At 63.7% G+C, this 14465-nt stretch carries 13 protein-coding genes; 9 read left to right on the top strand and 4 right to left on the bottom strand.

The genetic code is table 11. From position 1 onward, the window contains the following. Positions 1 to 112: 112 nt before the first annotated feature. The 3 genes from OC373_RS08465 to OC373_RS08455 all read right to left on the bottom strand — a co-directional run bounded on the left by OC373_RS08465 (position 113) and on the right by OC373_RS08455 (position 4510). Positions 113 to 2329 (bottom strand): polysaccharide biosynthesis tyrosine autokinase, encoded by a 2217-nt coding sequence (locus OC373_RS08465; protein ID WP_261997561.1) that lies wholly within the window; start codon positions 2327 to 2329, stop codon positions 113 to 115. Positions 2330 to 2397: 68 nt separating this feature from the next. After that, the gene (locus OC373_RS08460) at positions 2398 to 2832 is read right to left on the bottom strand and encodes a low molecular weight protein-tyrosine-phosphatase (protein ID WP_261997478.1); all 435 of its coding nucleotides are present in this window, start codon (positions 2830 to 2832) and stop codon (positions 2398 to 2400) included. 205 nt (positions 2833 to 3037) lie between these two features. After that, positions 3038 to 4510 carry an undecaprenyl-phosphate glucose phosphotransferase gene (locus OC373_RS08455; RefSeq protein ID WP_315985454.1) on the bottom strand — a complete coding sequence of 491 codons (1473 nt, stop codon included), beginning with the start codon at positions 4508 to 4510 and terminating at the stop codon, positions 3038 to 3040. Positions 4511 to 4834: 324 nt separating this feature from the next. Here OC373_RS08455 and OC373_RS08450 point away from each other — a divergent pair, with 324 nt between their 5' ends. Genes OC373_RS08450 through OC373_RS08420 form a run of 7 tightly spaced genes read left to right on the top strand, consistent with a single transcriptional unit; the run spans position 4835 to position 11296 of the window. Then, on the top strand, positions 4835 to 6367 hold the full coding sequence (locus OC373_RS08450; protein WP_046273729.1) for an aldehyde dehydrogenase family protein: 1533 nt from the start codon (positions 4835 to 4837) through the stop codon (positions 6365 to 6367). Continuing rightward, the gene (locus OC373_RS08445; RefSeq protein ID WP_261997477.1) at positions 6367 to 7152 is read left to right on the top strand and encodes an SDR family oxidoreductase; all 786 of its coding nucleotides are present in this window, start codon (positions 6367 to 6369) and stop codon (positions 7150 to 7152) included. The genes OC373_RS08450 and OC373_RS08445 overlap by 1 nt, the downstream gene beginning before the upstream one ends. 50 nt (positions 7153 to 7202) lie before the next feature. Continuing rightward, positions 7203 to 7487, top strand: coding sequence for a DUF4190 domain-containing protein (locus tag OC373_RS08440; RefSeq protein WP_261997476.1), 285 nt, complete (start codon positions 7203 to 7205; stop codon positions 7485 to 7487). Between the two features lie 7 nt (positions 7488 to 7494). Further along, complete coding sequence (locus OC373_RS08435) at positions 7495 to 8265, top strand: class I SAM-dependent methyltransferase (protein WP_070427234.1); 771 nt, start codon at positions 7495 to 7497, stop codon at positions 8263 to 8265. Positions 8266 to 8274: 9 nt separating this feature from the next. Beyond that, positions 8275 to 9330 carry a quinone-dependent dihydroorotate dehydrogenase gene (locus OC373_RS08430; protein ID WP_261997475.1) on the top strand — a complete coding sequence of 352 codons (1056 nt, stop codon included), beginning with the start codon at positions 8275 to 8277 and terminating at the stop codon, positions 9328 to 9330. After that, positions 9327 to 10376, top strand: a complete 1050-nt coding sequence (murB, locus tag OC373_RS08425; RefSeq protein ID WP_261997474.1) for a UDP-N-acetylmuramate dehydrogenase — start codon at positions 9327 to 9329, stop codon at positions 10374 to 10376. The genes OC373_RS08430 and murB overlap by 4 nt, the downstream gene beginning before the upstream one ends. A gap of 32 nt (positions 10377 to 10408) precedes the next feature. Next, positions 10409 to 11296, top strand: a complete 888-nt coding sequence (locus OC373_RS08420; protein ID WP_026069760.1) for a DMT family transporter — start codon at positions 10409 to 10411, stop codon at positions 11294 to 11296. A gap of 10 nt (positions 11297 to 11306) precedes the next feature. Here OC373_RS08420 and OC373_RS08415 read toward each other — a convergent pair whose 3' ends face one another. Next, on the bottom strand, positions 11307 to 12473 hold the full coding sequence (locus OC373_RS08415) for a nucleotide sugar dehydrogenase (protein ID WP_261997473.1): 1167 nt from the start codon (positions 12471 to 12473) through the stop codon (positions 11307 to 11309). 330 nt (positions 12474 to 12803) lie between these two features. On the opposite strand from OC373_RS08415, the gene OC373_RS08410 reads away from it, so the two are divergent. Both OC373_RS08410 and OC373_RS08405 read left to right on the top strand, forming a co-directional pair. Further along, positions 12804 to 13154 carry a helix-turn-helix transcriptional regulator gene (locus OC373_RS08410; protein WP_261997472.1) on the top strand — a complete coding sequence of 117 codons (351 nt, stop codon included), beginning with the start codon at positions 12804 to 12806 and terminating at the stop codon, positions 13152 to 13154. Further along, positions 13151 to 14458, top strand: a complete 1308-nt coding sequence (locus OC373_RS08405) for a HipA domain-containing protein (RefSeq protein ID WP_261997471.1) — start codon at positions 13151 to 13153, stop codon at positions 14456 to 14458. Before OC373_RS08410 ends, OC373_RS08405 begins: the two co-directional genes overlap by 4 nt. Positions 14459 to 14465 lie beyond the last annotated feature (7 nt).

The following is a 14465-nucleotide window of genomic DNA, read 5'->3' as shown; positions in this document are numbered from 1 at the left end:
CCTGCTTCAAGCCCCAAACTCTTCGTGCACACCATGGGCTTCCTCATTTACTGATACAAACGACAAAGGAGTCGCCATGGGGCGACTCGATTTGAGGTATTCGCGCTGCGAATCAAGTCGAAGACTTGTACTCGTAATAGCCGTAGCTATAGTAGCCAGTCGAGCGCCGCTCCACGGCGTTGAAAATGGCACCCTTGAGCTTCACGTCGTTCTGCTCGAAACGTCGCTTCGCGAGAGCCAACTCCTTCGGCTGATTGAGACCGAAACGAGCAACGAGAAGGCATGTGCCGACATGGTGGGCGATGATCGCCGCATCGGTTACAGCGAGAATAGGCGGCGTATCGATTATAACGATGTCGTAATCTGCCCCTACTGTGTTCAGTAGCGTCGAGAAGTTTTCATGCATGAGCAGCTCAGACGGATTTGGCGGCACGTCACCCCGAGTTATGTAGTGGAGCTTTTCTAGCCCGTCCAGGCTACGAATAGCCCGATTAACGGAGACATTGCCCACAAGTACGTCGGACAGACCTGGAGTTTGATGTGCCCCCAAGGCCTTATGCAACGTTCCCTTTCGCATGTCAGCGTCGATGATCAGTACGCGCTGCCCCGCCTGGGCCATGACGGTAGCAAGGTTTGCCGATACAAAAGTCTTGCCTGCATTGGGGCTGGAACCTGATATCAGAACAAGATTGTTCTTCGCCTCCAGCCTGGCGAAGTGCAGACTGGTACGCAAACTGCGGACCGCCTCAATCGCAAGGTCAGCGGGGTCGTTGATAGCCAACAAATGTAGCTTTCCGTCAGCGCGGAAGTTCCCGCGCACCGAGTCCCCTTGCTGCTTTGGGCTTACGGGAATGGAGGCGTATACGGGGAGCCCCAGCTCTTCAATCTGTGAAGGATCCTCCACGCCACGGTTCAGCATCTGTCTGACCAAGACGAGTGCCACGGACAGGAAGCCCCCAAGAAGTGTGCCGATGAGCACAATAAGTGCTTTGCGAGGCTTAACTGGGGTAGCGCTATCAACTGCTGCAGCGTCCACTATTCTCACATTGCCAACGGTACCTGCCCGTGCAACATCAAGCTGCTGCGCCTGATTCAACATGCCGGTATACATTTCGTTGCTGACCTTCAACTCGCGGGTCAACTTGAGAAGCTCTTGCTGCGCTTCGGGCAGCTGTCGGACTTGGCCCTGGAAGCCTGACTTACGACCCTGCAACTCACCAATCTGACGCATAAGCGCTTGGTAAGCAGGGTGGTCACGGGTGAACTTGCGGTCCATCTCTGCCTGCTGCAGACGCAGCTGTTGAATACTTGTTTCGACCGCCACCTCTTGGTCCAGCAACCCCTTTGTCTGCAATGTGAGGTCTACGGAATTGGCTCGAGTCTGGTAAGCAGCTAGCGATTTCTGGGCGGCATCCACTTGGTTACGGATATTTGGAAGCTGCTCCTTGACGAACACCAGCTGTGCAGACGCCTCAGCTGAGTTACGGTCGACGTTCTGGCGGACATAGGCCTGCGCAACCTGCTGCAGAAACGTCTGGGCAAGCTCCGGATTCGTGTTCTCGTAAGCAAGCGTCAAGATCCCTGAATCCTTCCCCGACTCTGAAGCCGAGACCTCACGCTGCAGGTCGCCAATAATTTTCAGCCGCCGCACTTTCGCGACTCGGAATCGCATCCCCGGATGGCCCCGGAGCCGGTCCACCTGCATCACAACGCCATTGCCTTTGGCCAATTCACCCACTCGCCCCTTCAACAGCAGCGTCCCGCCGTGATCATGGAGGGAATACCCACCACCGGCGTCTTCGATCGACAACGTCATTTCGTTGTCCAACAACGCTGCTGGAACGTCGAGCTGATATATCCCAAGAATCTCGCCCCCCCAACCGTAGCGGCTAAGGCCGAACCTGGTCGGAGTCAAGGTCGTTGGCGATGCCGCCTCCGCCTTGCGAGCAAGGAAGTTTCCGATGAGCGGAAAACGGTTGGGTTCGACCTCGATATCAAGCTTGAGCTCGTCGACAGCGGAGCCCACGACTGCACGCGAAGTGATCAGCGCGATTTCAGTGCTCGCCTCGGCTGAGCCGGCACTGACACCCAATGATTGGCTGATATCGGCAAGACCCGGCAGTGACGGCGCCTTGGATTCAACTTGGATGATCGCATCGGCACGGTAGATCGGCTTGGCCAGCAGCGCGTACGCAGCTGATCCAACCAGGAATGCACCTGTAATGCCAACAATCCACCATTTATGATCGATCAATGTACCCAACAGCTGGCGAAGATCAATATCCGGTGTGTCGTCTGGCGCTGAGCTACGAATCTCTGGGATGGTCATATCGAATTCTAAAAGGGCTTGAATGTTGTACAGGCACTGCAGATACGGCGCGGAGCACCAACCGAGGGTCAGATGTAGCGCTTCCAACTCTCAACGCCTTCGGCCATTAGCCGATGGACGTGCTCGAAAGCCGGACGCTGCTGCCGGTAAGGATCGGGAATCTCGAAATCATTCTTCCACTTGCCGAGAAGGAACGATTTGCCAGATGCCTCGGGTGCGATCTCGCTGATCCGCCGCAAGTGTTTCTTTTCCATCACCAGCACAAGATCTGAGGCTGCAAGAATGGAGGAAGTAACTTGACGCGCGCGATGCGCGCTACCGTCCAATGCGTGCTCCAGAAGCAATTGCTGTGCCGTGGGGTCGATTCCATGGTCAACCAGAGCCCCCAAGCCCGCTGAGGCAACCTGTATGCCTCTGCCCTCAAGCGCGCTGCGCATCATGACCTCCGCAGATGGACTTCGACAGACGTTGCCAATGCACACGAACAAAATATTCTTGAACACTACGATCCAATCCTGTTGCATTCGACGTTGCGGGCTCGGCCGGAGTAGACCCGGCGGCCACGCATCCAATCGAACAGAATAACCGATTAGCCCTAACGATTGCCTTCGCAACCCGAAAAAGGCCTCTAGAAACAACGACCAAGGAACAAAATGAGACGCGAGTCGCTCATCGTCAAATTTCGCTCTCGACTGACTTGTCGGCGACTCAGTACGCTGTCCTCTGCCCCAACACCTTCAACACCGTCAACGCAATGATCCGCACATCCAGCAATGGACTCCACCGCCGGATGTAGTCGATGTCGTACTGCACGCGCTTTTTCATCTGCCGCAACTGGGGCGTCTCCCCTCGAAGCCCGTGGACCTGCGCCCAGCCCGTGATGCCGGGCTTGACGTAGTGACGATGCATGTAACGTTCGATCAGCCGCTCGTATTGATTGTTGTGCTGGACCGCATGCGGCCTCGGCCCAACTACCGACATGCTTCCACCCAACACATTGAAGAACTGCGGCAGCTCATCAAGGCTGCTACGACGCAGAAATGCACCGAACCGGGTGACCCGCGGATCGTTGCGAATAGCCTGCGTCAGCTTGTCGGGCGCTTCGGCATGCACGCGCATCGAGCGGAACTTGAGCATCCAGAATTCCTTGCCATCCAGCCCATGACGCCTCTGCCGGAACAGTATCGGCCCAGGCGAACTCAGCTTGACCCCAAGGGCCAGGACGCCCAACAGGGGCGACAGCAGGACGACGGCAATGCCAGCGACCAGAAAGTCCTCGACACGCTTGATGATGAGGAAACGCGGCTCCACCACCCCTTGGCGCACACCGATCATCGGCACGTTGCCAACCTGATGCACACCTGGATTGAGCGCGCCCAGGCCAGTGATATCCGGCACGAGCCGTACCTGCACGGGATAGCGCTCCAGCAAGCGCAGTACGTCTTTCAACCGCGCACGGCCACCTAGCGGAAGCGACACCCAAATCTGCTCGATCTGGCCGCGATGGGCGTCTAGGTAGGCCTCGAGGCCATCCAGATCACCCAAATGTTTCGGTGCATCCGCCCCCTCTCTACGCAGTGCAATGTCGTCCGGACCCGCGAAGTATCCGATCACTTCTTTGCCAATTTCCGGGCGGCTGCGCAACAAACGATGCACTTTCAATGCTGGTGCACGCAGGCCAACCAGGAGGACACGCTGACGATCCAGCCCACGCGCCCGCAACCAATGCAAGCGGAAGCGGATGCCGACACGGGTGGCACTCATGGCAACGAGGGCCAGCGAGTACCAGCCGACCAACCATGAAGCGGGCACCGTGTCTGCCATATCGATCAGGACCGCGTACATGGAGAACAGAGCGAATACACCCGTCCAGCCAAGGAGCAGAGTCCACAAATCCGCGAGAAGGCCGCGGTTACGCCAGTCGCGGTAGACCGGCGCCACGCCGAAGCAGACAAGAGTGCATAGCAGCACTGCGCCGAACACCACCCGCTGGGGATGCGTAGGCACCAGCCAGCCGTAAGTGACGATATGGGTCAACGCCGCGGCGCCTGGCACCAACAGCAAATCTCCCACTCGCAGCCACACATCGAGCGCGGCCCGAGCCTCGGCAGTCACACGCTGGCGTCCACGCCGCGCGGGCAACTCTTCTACGGATCCATGTAGCAAAGGCAATTTCTCCATCAGGGATGACCGCCGGGACGGCCTCCCGTTCCAGCCCGTGCAACCGACCTCCCCGTCGTTTTCACAAGACTACTTGAGCGAATGTCTGGTCACTAAACCGGCGCCAATCTTACAGACTTCTCACAAAGATGACCGTCCGGCAACCTGAACTTATTCACTGTCCCATTAAAATCAATGACATAAGGGCCATTGTCGACCGTGCGTGTGCGCGTCAAAGTCCCGGCAGGTCGGATTGCCGGCTCTGTTACCATTCAATGTTCAGCTTGCCGCCCCCCACCCTGCCAGCGGCCAGCGCCTTACAAACGCAACGCAACAGGAGTTTGCATGTCCTCTGACCTGCTCAAGGCCCTCGGCCTCGACGCGACCAACGCTGGCACCTACCTTGGCAACGGTGAGTGGTCCTCGGCCACCGATGCCGGTGTGATCACCCCGGTGAACCCGACCACCGGCGAAGCCATCGCCAAGGTCTACGCGACCACCGACGCCGACTACGAAACCATCGTGGCCCGCGCCCAGGAGGCCTTCAAGGTCTGGCGCACCACCCCGGCCCCGCGTCGCGGCGAAGCCGTTCGCCTGTGCGGCGAAGCCCTGCGCGCCAACAAGGACGCCCTGGGCTCGCTGGTTGCGCTGGAAATGGGCAAGAGCAAGCCCGAGGGCGATGGCGAAGTGCAGGAGATGATCGACATCGCCGACTTCGCCGTGGGCCAGAGCCGCATGCTCTATGGCTACACGATGCATTCCGAGCGCCCCGGCCACCGCATGTATGAGCAGTACCAGCCGCTGGGCCTGGTCGGCATCATCAGTGCGTTCAATTTCCCGGTCGCGGTGTGGGCCTGGAACTCGTTCCTGGCCACGATCTGCGGCGACATCTGCCTGTGGAAGCCGTCCAACAAGACCCCGCTGACCGCGATCGCTTCGATGCGCATCTGCAATGAGGCGCTGCGCGAGGGCGGCTTCCCGGACCTGTTCTTCCTGATCAACGATGCCGGCACCGAGCTGTCGCAGAAGATGGTGGCCGACAAGCGCGTGCCGCTGATCAGCTTCACCGGCTCCACCCAGGTCGGCCGCCAGGTCGCCGAGAAGGTCGCCCACCGCCTGGGCCGCTGCCTGCTGGAACTGGGCGGCAACAACGCGATCATCCTCGATGAAACCGCCGATCTGAAGCTGGCGATCCCGGGCATCGTGTTCGGCGCGGTCGGTACCGCCGGCCAGCGTTGCACCACCACGCGCCGCCTGATCGTGCACGAATCCATCCATGACGACGTGCTGGCCACGCTGATCAAGGCGTACAAGCAGGTGGAAGGCAAGATCGGCGATCCGACCGACCCGGCCAACCTGATGGGCCCGCTCAACAGCGACGGCGCCGTGCAGCAGTTCCTGGCCTCGATCGAGAAGGCCAAGGCCAGCGGCGGCACCGTGCAGACCGGCGGCACCCGCATCGACCGCGCCGGCAACTTCGTGCTGCCGGCCATCGTGACCGGCCTGAAGAACAGCGACGAGGTCGTCCAGCACGAGACCTTCGCCCCGATCCTGTACGTGATGAAGTACAGCACGCTGGACGAAGCGATCGACATGCAGAACGGTGTGCCGCAGGGCCTGTCGTCTTCGATCTTCACCACCAATCTGAAGACCGCCGAGCGCTTCCTCTCGGCCGCGGGTTCGGATTGCGGCATCGCCAACGTCAACATCGGCACCTCGGGTGCGGAGATCGGCGGTGCGTTCGGTGGCGAGAAGGATACCGGCGGTGGCCGCGAGTCCGGCTCGGATGCCTGGAAGGTCTACATGCGCCGCCAGACCAACACCATCAACTACTCCGACTCGCTGCCGCTGGCCCAGGGCATCAAGTTCGACCTGTGATGGATGCCGTGCCCCAGCTGCCGGCTGGCCCGCGCCTGGATTTCACCGGGCGCCGGGTACTGATTGCCGGTGGCAGCAAGGGCATCGGGCGCGCCATGGCGCTGGCGTTTGCTTCGGCAGGCGCCCACGTCTCGGTCTGCGCACGTGGCGAGGCCGGTCTGGCTGCGCTGCGTGCGGATGCCCGTGCACTCGGCCTGGCCGTGCATACGGCCAGTGCCGACCTCTCCCGGCTGGACGACATCGGCCGTTGGCTGGACGATGCCGCCCAGGCCTTGGGCGGCATCGACGTGCTGGTCAACAATGCGACCGGTTACGGCATGGCCGACGATGAGGCGGGCTGGGAAGCCAGTTTGAACGTCGACCTGATGTCGGCGGTGCGGGCCTCGCGGCTGGCACTGCCCTGGCTGCAGCAATCCAGCGATGCCTGCATTCTCAACCTGGCTTCGATCGCGGCCCAGCAGCCGCGCCCGGGTGGCGCGCCGTATGCGGCAGCCAAGGCCGCGCTGATGCACTACACCACCTCGCAGGCCCTGGCCCTTGCGCCGCAACGGATCCGCGTCAACGCCATCGCCCCGGGCTCGATCGAGTTCGAGGATGGGCTGTGGGCGCGCCGGCGCGAACAGGACCCGGAGCTGTATCGAAACACCCTGGCGAAGATTCCGTTCGGCCGCTTCGGCGAGCCGGCCGCCATCGCCAACGCCGCGCTGTTCCTGTGCTCGCCCCTGGCGGGCTGGATCACCGGGCACACCTTGAATGTCGATGGTGGCCAGGTCCTGATGGGATAAACCCGCCGCTGGCCCTATCATCGAACCACCCCACCGCGACCAGGACCTGCATGAGCCTTCCGCCCCGACAAACGAGTGCCATGGCCGTGGTCAGCCTGATCATGGGCATCCTCGGCTGGACCGCCCTGCCCTTCATCGGCAGCGTCGCGGCGATCATCACCGGCCACCTGGCCCGCGCCGAGATCCGCCGTCGCCCGCTGGAGCTGGAGGGCGACGGCATGGCACTGGCCGGCCTGATCCTGGGCTGGATCATCGTGATCGGCAGCCTGCTCGCCTCGGTGGTGATTCTGTTGTTCTTCGGCGGACTGGCCTGGTTTGCCGCTACCCAATCGTGAGGTGCACATGAGCCGCTCGGATTCGACCGAACGCTTCAGCAGTCGGGTTGCCGACTACGTCCGCTACCGTCCCGACTATCCCCCGGCATTGCTGGACTGGCTGCACCAGGACATCGGTGTACCTGCCGAGACCCTGGTCGCCGACATCGGCGCCGGCACCGGCATTTCCACCCGGCTGTTCCTGGCCACCGGCCACCCGGTCATCGCGGTAGAGCCGAACGCGGCCATGCGCGAGGCCGCCGAACAGTTGCTTGCGCCTGACTATCTGCGCCTGAAGGTCGCCGACGGCACCGCCGAGGCCACCGGCCTGGCCGACAACAGCGTTGGCCTGGTCGCCGCCGCGCAGGCCTTCCACTGGTTCGATACCACGGCGGTGCGCCGCGAATGGGCGCGCATCCTGCAGCCCGAAGGCATGGCGCTGGTGTTCTGGAACTCGCGCCTGCTCGATGCCTCGCCCTTCCTGATCGGCTACGAGCAGCTGCTGCAGGAGTTCGGCACCGACTACGTGGAAGTGGCCGAGCGCTACCAGGACGATGACACCATGCGCGCGTGGTTCGGCGAGGGCCTGCGCGGCATGGCCCGCCTGCCGAACGTGCAGCGCATGGATTTCGATGGCCTGCGCGGGCGCCTGCTCTCTTCCTCCTATGCACCGCAGGCCGGCCACCCGCGCCACGCGCCGATGCTCGATGCGCTGCAACAGCTGTTCGACGCCCATGCGGTGGACGGCCAGATTGCCTTTGAATACCAAACCCGTGCCTTTGTCGGCACGCTGGACTGATTGAACGCCATGTACTCGCTTGCCCGCCCCTTCCTGTTCGCCCTTGATGCAGAACGCGCCCACGGCCTTGGCCTGAACGCGCTGGACCTGGCCTACCGCACCGGCACCACGCCGCTGATGGGCCGCCGCATCGACCCGCTGCCGACCACCGCGTTCGGAGTGAATTTCCCGAATCCGGTGGGCCTGGCCGCCGGCCTGGACAAGAACGGCGAGCACATCGATGCGCTGCTGGCGCTGGGCTTCGGTTTCGTGGAGATCGGCACGATCACCCCGCGCCCGCAGGCCGGCAACCCGAAGCCGCGCCTGTTCCGGCTGCCGGACCACCAGGCGATCATCAACCGCATGGGCTTCAACAACCTGGGCGTGGATGCACTGGTGCGCAATGTGGAGCGCGCCAAGCGCCGCACCGGCCTGCTCGGCATCAACATCGGCAAGAATAAGGACACCCCCAACGAGCAGGCGTTCGACGATTACCAGCACTGCCTGGAAAAGGTGTATCCGCTGGCCGACTACATCACCGTCAACATCTCCTCGCCCAACACCGCCGGCCTGCGCGAACTGCAGGAAGAGACCGCGCTGCGCCAGCTGATTTCGCAGCTGCGCGAAAGCCAGGAACGCCTGGCCGCCAAGCACGGCAAGCGCGTACCGATGCTGGTCAAGGTCGCCCCGGACCTGAGCGACCGCGACATCGATGCCGCCGCGCGCGTGCTCGGCGAGCTCAGGGTGGACGGTGTGATCGCCACCAACACCACGATCGACCGCAGTGCGGTGGCCGGTGACCCGCGGGCGAACGAGGCCGGTGGCCTGTCCGGCGCGCCGCTGCTGGGCCAGTCGACCCTGGTGCTGCGCCGCCTGCGTGCGCGCCTGCCCGAGTCGATGCCGTTGATCGGCGTGGGCGGCATCCAATCCGGTGCGGACGCGGTGGCCAAGATGGCCGCCGGCGCCGCACTGGTGCAGTGCTACAGCGGCCTGATCTTCCGTGGCCCGGAGCTGGTGCACGAGTGCGTGGAGGCGATCCGCCGCCGCAGAGAGGCACCCAGCCGCGGCGCGGTGGCACCGCTATGAACGACGCCATGACGGCCTGGGCCATCACTGAAAACGCCTCGCTGAAGGCGCTCAACACTTTCCACGTCGAGGCCACCGCCGCGCAGCTGCTGGAGGTGTTCGACCCGTCCGTACTGCCGGAGGTGCTGGCCCTGCCGCGCGTTGCCGAGCAACCGTTGCTGGTGCTGGGCAGCGGCAGCAACGTGCTGATCGCCGGCAACGTGGAAGGCACCGTGCTGGTATTCGCCAACCGCGGCATCGAGATCCTGGAACACCGCGCCGACCACACCATCGTGCGTGCCGGCGCCGGTGTGAACTGGCATGGGTTGGTGATGTGGTCGCTGCAGAACGGCCTGTCCGGTCTTGAAAACCTGGCGCTGATCCCCGGCACCGCAGGCGCCTCGCCGATCCAGAACATCGGCGCCTATGGCGCGCAGGTCGGCGAATTCATCCAGGCCGTGGATGCGTGGGACCGGCACGAGAACGACTGGGTGCGCTTCGACGCCGAAGGCTGCCAGTTCGCTTACCGCGACAGCATCTTCAAGCACGACCCGGACCGCTACCTGATCACTGCGATCGAGCTGCGCCTGCCGCTGCTGCACGGCCTGCGCCTGGGCTACGCCGGGATCGCCGAGGAAATGGAGGCGATGGGCGTGGAGCTGCCAGTGGCTGCCGATGTGGCCAATGCGGTGATCAACATCCGTCGCCGCAAACTGCCCGACCCGGACGTGCTCGGCAACGCGGGCAGCTTCTTCAAGAACCCGATCCTGCCGCTGGAGCAGGTCGAGGTATTGCTGCAGCATTTCCCCGAGCTGCCGGTGTTCCCGGCCGATGAGGACAGCCGCCGCAAGATCTCCGCCGCCTGGATGATCGAGAGCTGCGGCTGGAAGGGCTACCGCGATGGCGATGCCGGCGTGGCGCCGAGCCATGCACTGGTGCTGGTCAACCATGGCCAGGCCACCGGCGAAGAGCTGCTCGCGCTGGCGCGGCGGATTTCCGCCTCGGTCCTGGAGAAGTTCGGGGTGCCGATCGAACCGGAACCGAGGCTGATCGGCGCACAGTGGTGAATCCCGCCCCCGCCTTGCCGGTGGCCACGCCGTTGCGGGCCGCCCTGCTGATGCTCGGCAGTACGCTGGCCTTCGGCCTGATGGCGATTGCGATCCGCTACGCCACCCGCTACGTGCCGACCCAGGAAGTGGCGTTCTTCCGCAACGCGTTCGGCCTGCTGGCGCTGCTGCCGATGCTGATCCGCCCGGGCAGCGCGCCGCTGAGAACGCAGCAGCTGCCGCGCTACTTCCTGCGCAGTGCGATCGGGCTGGCCTCGATGCTGTGCGCGTTCTGGGCGATCGGACACCTGCCGATCTCCCAGGCGATCTCGCTCTCCTACTCCACCCCGCTGTTCGTCACCATCGCCGCGGTGCTGTGGCTGGGCGAAACCGTTCGCCTGCGCCGCTGGGCGGCGGTGATCATCGGTTTCATCGGCGTGCTGATCATCGTGCGCCCCGGCTCGACCAGCTTCACCCCGGGCACCCTGGTCGCCGTGGGCGCGGCGGTACTCAGCTCTCTGGTGGCGATCCAGATCAAGCAGCTGACCCGGGTGGACAGCGCCGATACGGTGGTGTTCTACACCTATGTGTTCTGGGTGCCGCTTTCGCTGGTACCCGCCTTGTTCGTGTGGGTCTGGCCGACCGGCCTGGCATGGGTCTGGCTGGTCGCCACCGGGGTGCTCGGCACGCTGGGCCAGTTGCTGTGGACCCGCGCCCTGCGCCTGGGCGAGGTCTCCGCGCTGACCCCGATCAGCTTCATGCAGCTGCCGCTGGTGAGCCTGCTGGGCTGGCTGCTGTTCAATGAAACGCTGGACCGCTGGACCGTGATCGGCGCCGCCATCATCCTCGGCGCGAATGCCTATATCGCCCACCGTGAAGCGGTGCTGGCACGGCGGGCGAAATCGCAGGCCGCCACGGCGGCCGTCAAACCGGGGGAATAGCCCCCGGGAATCAATCCGAGCCGAACAGATCGCGGGTGTAGACCTTGTGCGCGACGTCCGCCAGTTCCGGCGTTAGCCGGTTGGCGACGATGATGTCGGCCTCGGCCAGGAACGCGGCGAAATCGTTCACCACGCGCGAGCGGTAGAACGTCGGCTCGGTGAGCACCGGCTCGTGCACGATGACCTCGATGCCCTTCGCCTTGATCCGCTTCATCACCCCCTGCACCGCCGAGGCACGGAAGTTGTCCGAGCCGGCCTTCATGACCAGCCGGTAGATGCCCACCACCTTCGGGTTGCGCGCCACGATGTCATCGGCGATGAAATCCTTGCGGGTCCGGTTGGACTCGACGATGGCGTGGATCAGGTTCTGCGGCACCTTGCTGTAGTTGGCCAGCAGCTGCTTCGTGTCCTTGGGCAGGCAGTAGCCGCCGTAGCCGAAGGACGGGTTGTTGTAATGGTCGCCGATGCGCGGATCCAGGCTCACCCCTTCGATCATCTGGCGCGTATCCAGCCCGTGCGAACTGGCGTAGGTGTCCAGTTCATTGAAGTAGGCCACCCGCATCGCCAGGTACGTGTTGGAGAACAGCTTGATCGCCTCCGCCTCGGTCGCGTCGGTGAACAGCACCGGCACGTCCTTCTTGATCGCGCCTTCCTTCAGCAGTTCGGCGAACACCGCGGCGCGCTCGGAGCGCTCGCCGACGATGATCCGGCTCGGGTGCAGGTTGTCATGCAGCGCGCGTCCCTCGCGGAGGAATTCCGGCGAGAACAGGATGGTGTCGGTGTTGAACTTGGCCCGCAACGCGGCCGTGCAGCCGACCGGCACGGTCGACTTGATGACGATGACGGCAGATGGGTTGATCCGCAGCACATCGCCGATCACCGCCTCCACGGAGCCGGTGTTGAAGTAGTTCGATTTGGGGTCGTAATCCGTCGGCGTGGCGACGATGACGAAATCCGCGCCCTCATAGGCCTGCGCCGGATCCAGCGTCGCGGTCAGGTTCAGCGCGCGGTTGGCGAGGAAGTCTTCGATCTCGACATCTTCGATGGGCGACTGGCGGGCATTGATCATCGCCACTTTGGCCGGATCGATGTCCAGGGCCACCACCTCGTGATGCTGTGCGAGCAGCACCGCGTTTGAGAGGCCCACGTACCCGGTACCGGCGACGGCAATCTTCATTCAAGGTCCTTCTTTTGCAGCGTCCAGAGTGAACTGCGAATTTTAGCAAACGCCGTGCACTGAACGCCGGCCAGGTAGGCCGCATTTCGACAGGATCGCGGCGGATGCTGCTGCCTGGACCGGTGCCCATCGTGCGGGCCACGGGTTCGGGGTCCCACTTGCGCGCACGAATACCCCGTCTTTAAGCGTCATTTATGGCGCGTTATGCGCATATCGCTGTATAAACCGCCATACTTGGCGCTTTATATAAACACCATTTAAGCTCCACAAAGCGCCATACTTGACGCCGTAGCCCAATAGAGGATGATAAAGCGTCAGGAGGGTCACTTTATGACGATCACACATCTGATGACCGACGAGGCGGTGCTGCTGGAGCTTGGGCTACGCCTTGCGCGCATGCGCCTTTCGCAGGGACTCACCCAGGAACAGCTGGCGGATGCCGCTGGCGTCTCCAAGCGCACCGTGCAGCGGCTCGAAGACGGTACGCCCGCGCAACTGGCCAACCTGATCCGGTACCTGCGCGCCCTCGGCAGGCTGGAGGCGCTGGACGCCCTGCTGCCCAGCGACAGCCGCAATCCGATCGACCTGCTGGAACGCCGCGGCCAGCCGCGCCAGCGTGCCCGACCGGGGGTGGCCGCGTCGGCCCCGGCCAAGCCGTGGACGTGGGGCGATGAGCAATGAGTACCACGGCCGAGGTGCGCTTGTGGGGCAGCCGGATCGGCGCGGTGACACTGGCCGACGGCGAGCGGGTCACGCAGTTTGCCTACGACCCGGCGTTTGCACGCTCCAGCATCGAAGTCGCCCCTCTGACCATGCCGTTGGCGGCGGAGCGGGTCTTCAGCTTCCCCTCGCTCAACCCCGCAGGCTTCCATGGCCTGCCCGGCCTGCTCGCCGATGCCCTGCCGGACAAGTACGGCAACACCCTGATCAACGCGTGGCTGGCCACGCAGGGCCGCACCCCGGACAGCTTCAACGCGGTGGAGCGGCTGTGCTACACCGGCACGCGCGGCATGGGCGCGCTGGAGTTCTCGCCCGTGCATGGTCCGCGCGTGCGCACGGCGCACAAGATCCAGATCGATGCCCTGGTCGCGCTGGCCACCGAAGTCCTGAGCAACCGCGACAATCTGCGCGCCTCCTTCGGCGATGAAGAACGCGCCGATGCGCTGCGCGACATTCTGCGCGTGGGCACCTCGGCCGGTGGCGCACGGGCCAAAGCCGTGATCGCCTGGAACGAAAGCACCGGTGAGGTCCGATCGGGCCAGGCCGCGGCCGCGCCAGGCTTCAGCTACTGGCTGCTCAAGTTCGATGGCGTACAGAACAACCGCGACAAGGAGCTGGCTGACCCCAAAGGTTACGGCGTGGTCGAGTACGCGTACGCGCTGATGGCACGGGATGCGGGCATCCAGATCAGCGAGTGCCGGCTGCTGGAGGAAGGTGGCCGCCGCCACTTCATGACCCAACGCTTCGACCGCACCGAGGCCGGTGGCAAGCACCATATGCAGTCGCTGGCGGCAATGGCCCACTTCGACTTCAACGATCCCGATGCGTACTCCTATGAGCAGGCCTTGCTGGTCATGCGCCAGTTGCGCCTGCCCATGCCGCAGCTGGAAGAACAGTTCCGGCGGATGGTGTTCAACGTGATCGCCCGCAACCAGGATGACCACGTCAAGAACATCGCCTACCTGATGGACCGGCAGGGCCAGTGGTCGCTGTCGCCTGCCTTCGACATCACCTGGGCCTACAACCCGGACGGCGACTGGACGGCCCGGCACCAGATGTCGATCAACGGCAAGCGCGAGGGTTTCGACCTGGCCGACCTGGCCGCATGTGCCGCCACCGCCTCGATCAATGCCCGCCGCGCCCGCGACATCATTGAACAGGTCCGGCAAAGCGTGCTGCGTTGGCCACACGTTGCCGACCACGCCGGCGTGGCCGGGGTCTGGCGCGATCAGATCCGCGGCAGCCTGCGTACCGACATCCGCTGAGCGGCGG

This window comes from Stenotrophomonas sp. Ste96 (genome assembly GCF_024519495.1).
Taxonomy (GTDB): domain Bacteria; phylum Pseudomonadota; class Gammaproteobacteria; order Xanthomonadales; family Xanthomonadaceae; genus Stenotrophomonas; species Stenotrophomonas bentonitica_A.
Note: the sequence above shows the minus strand (reverse complement) of the source record. Positions and strands in the feature narration are given on the sequence as shown.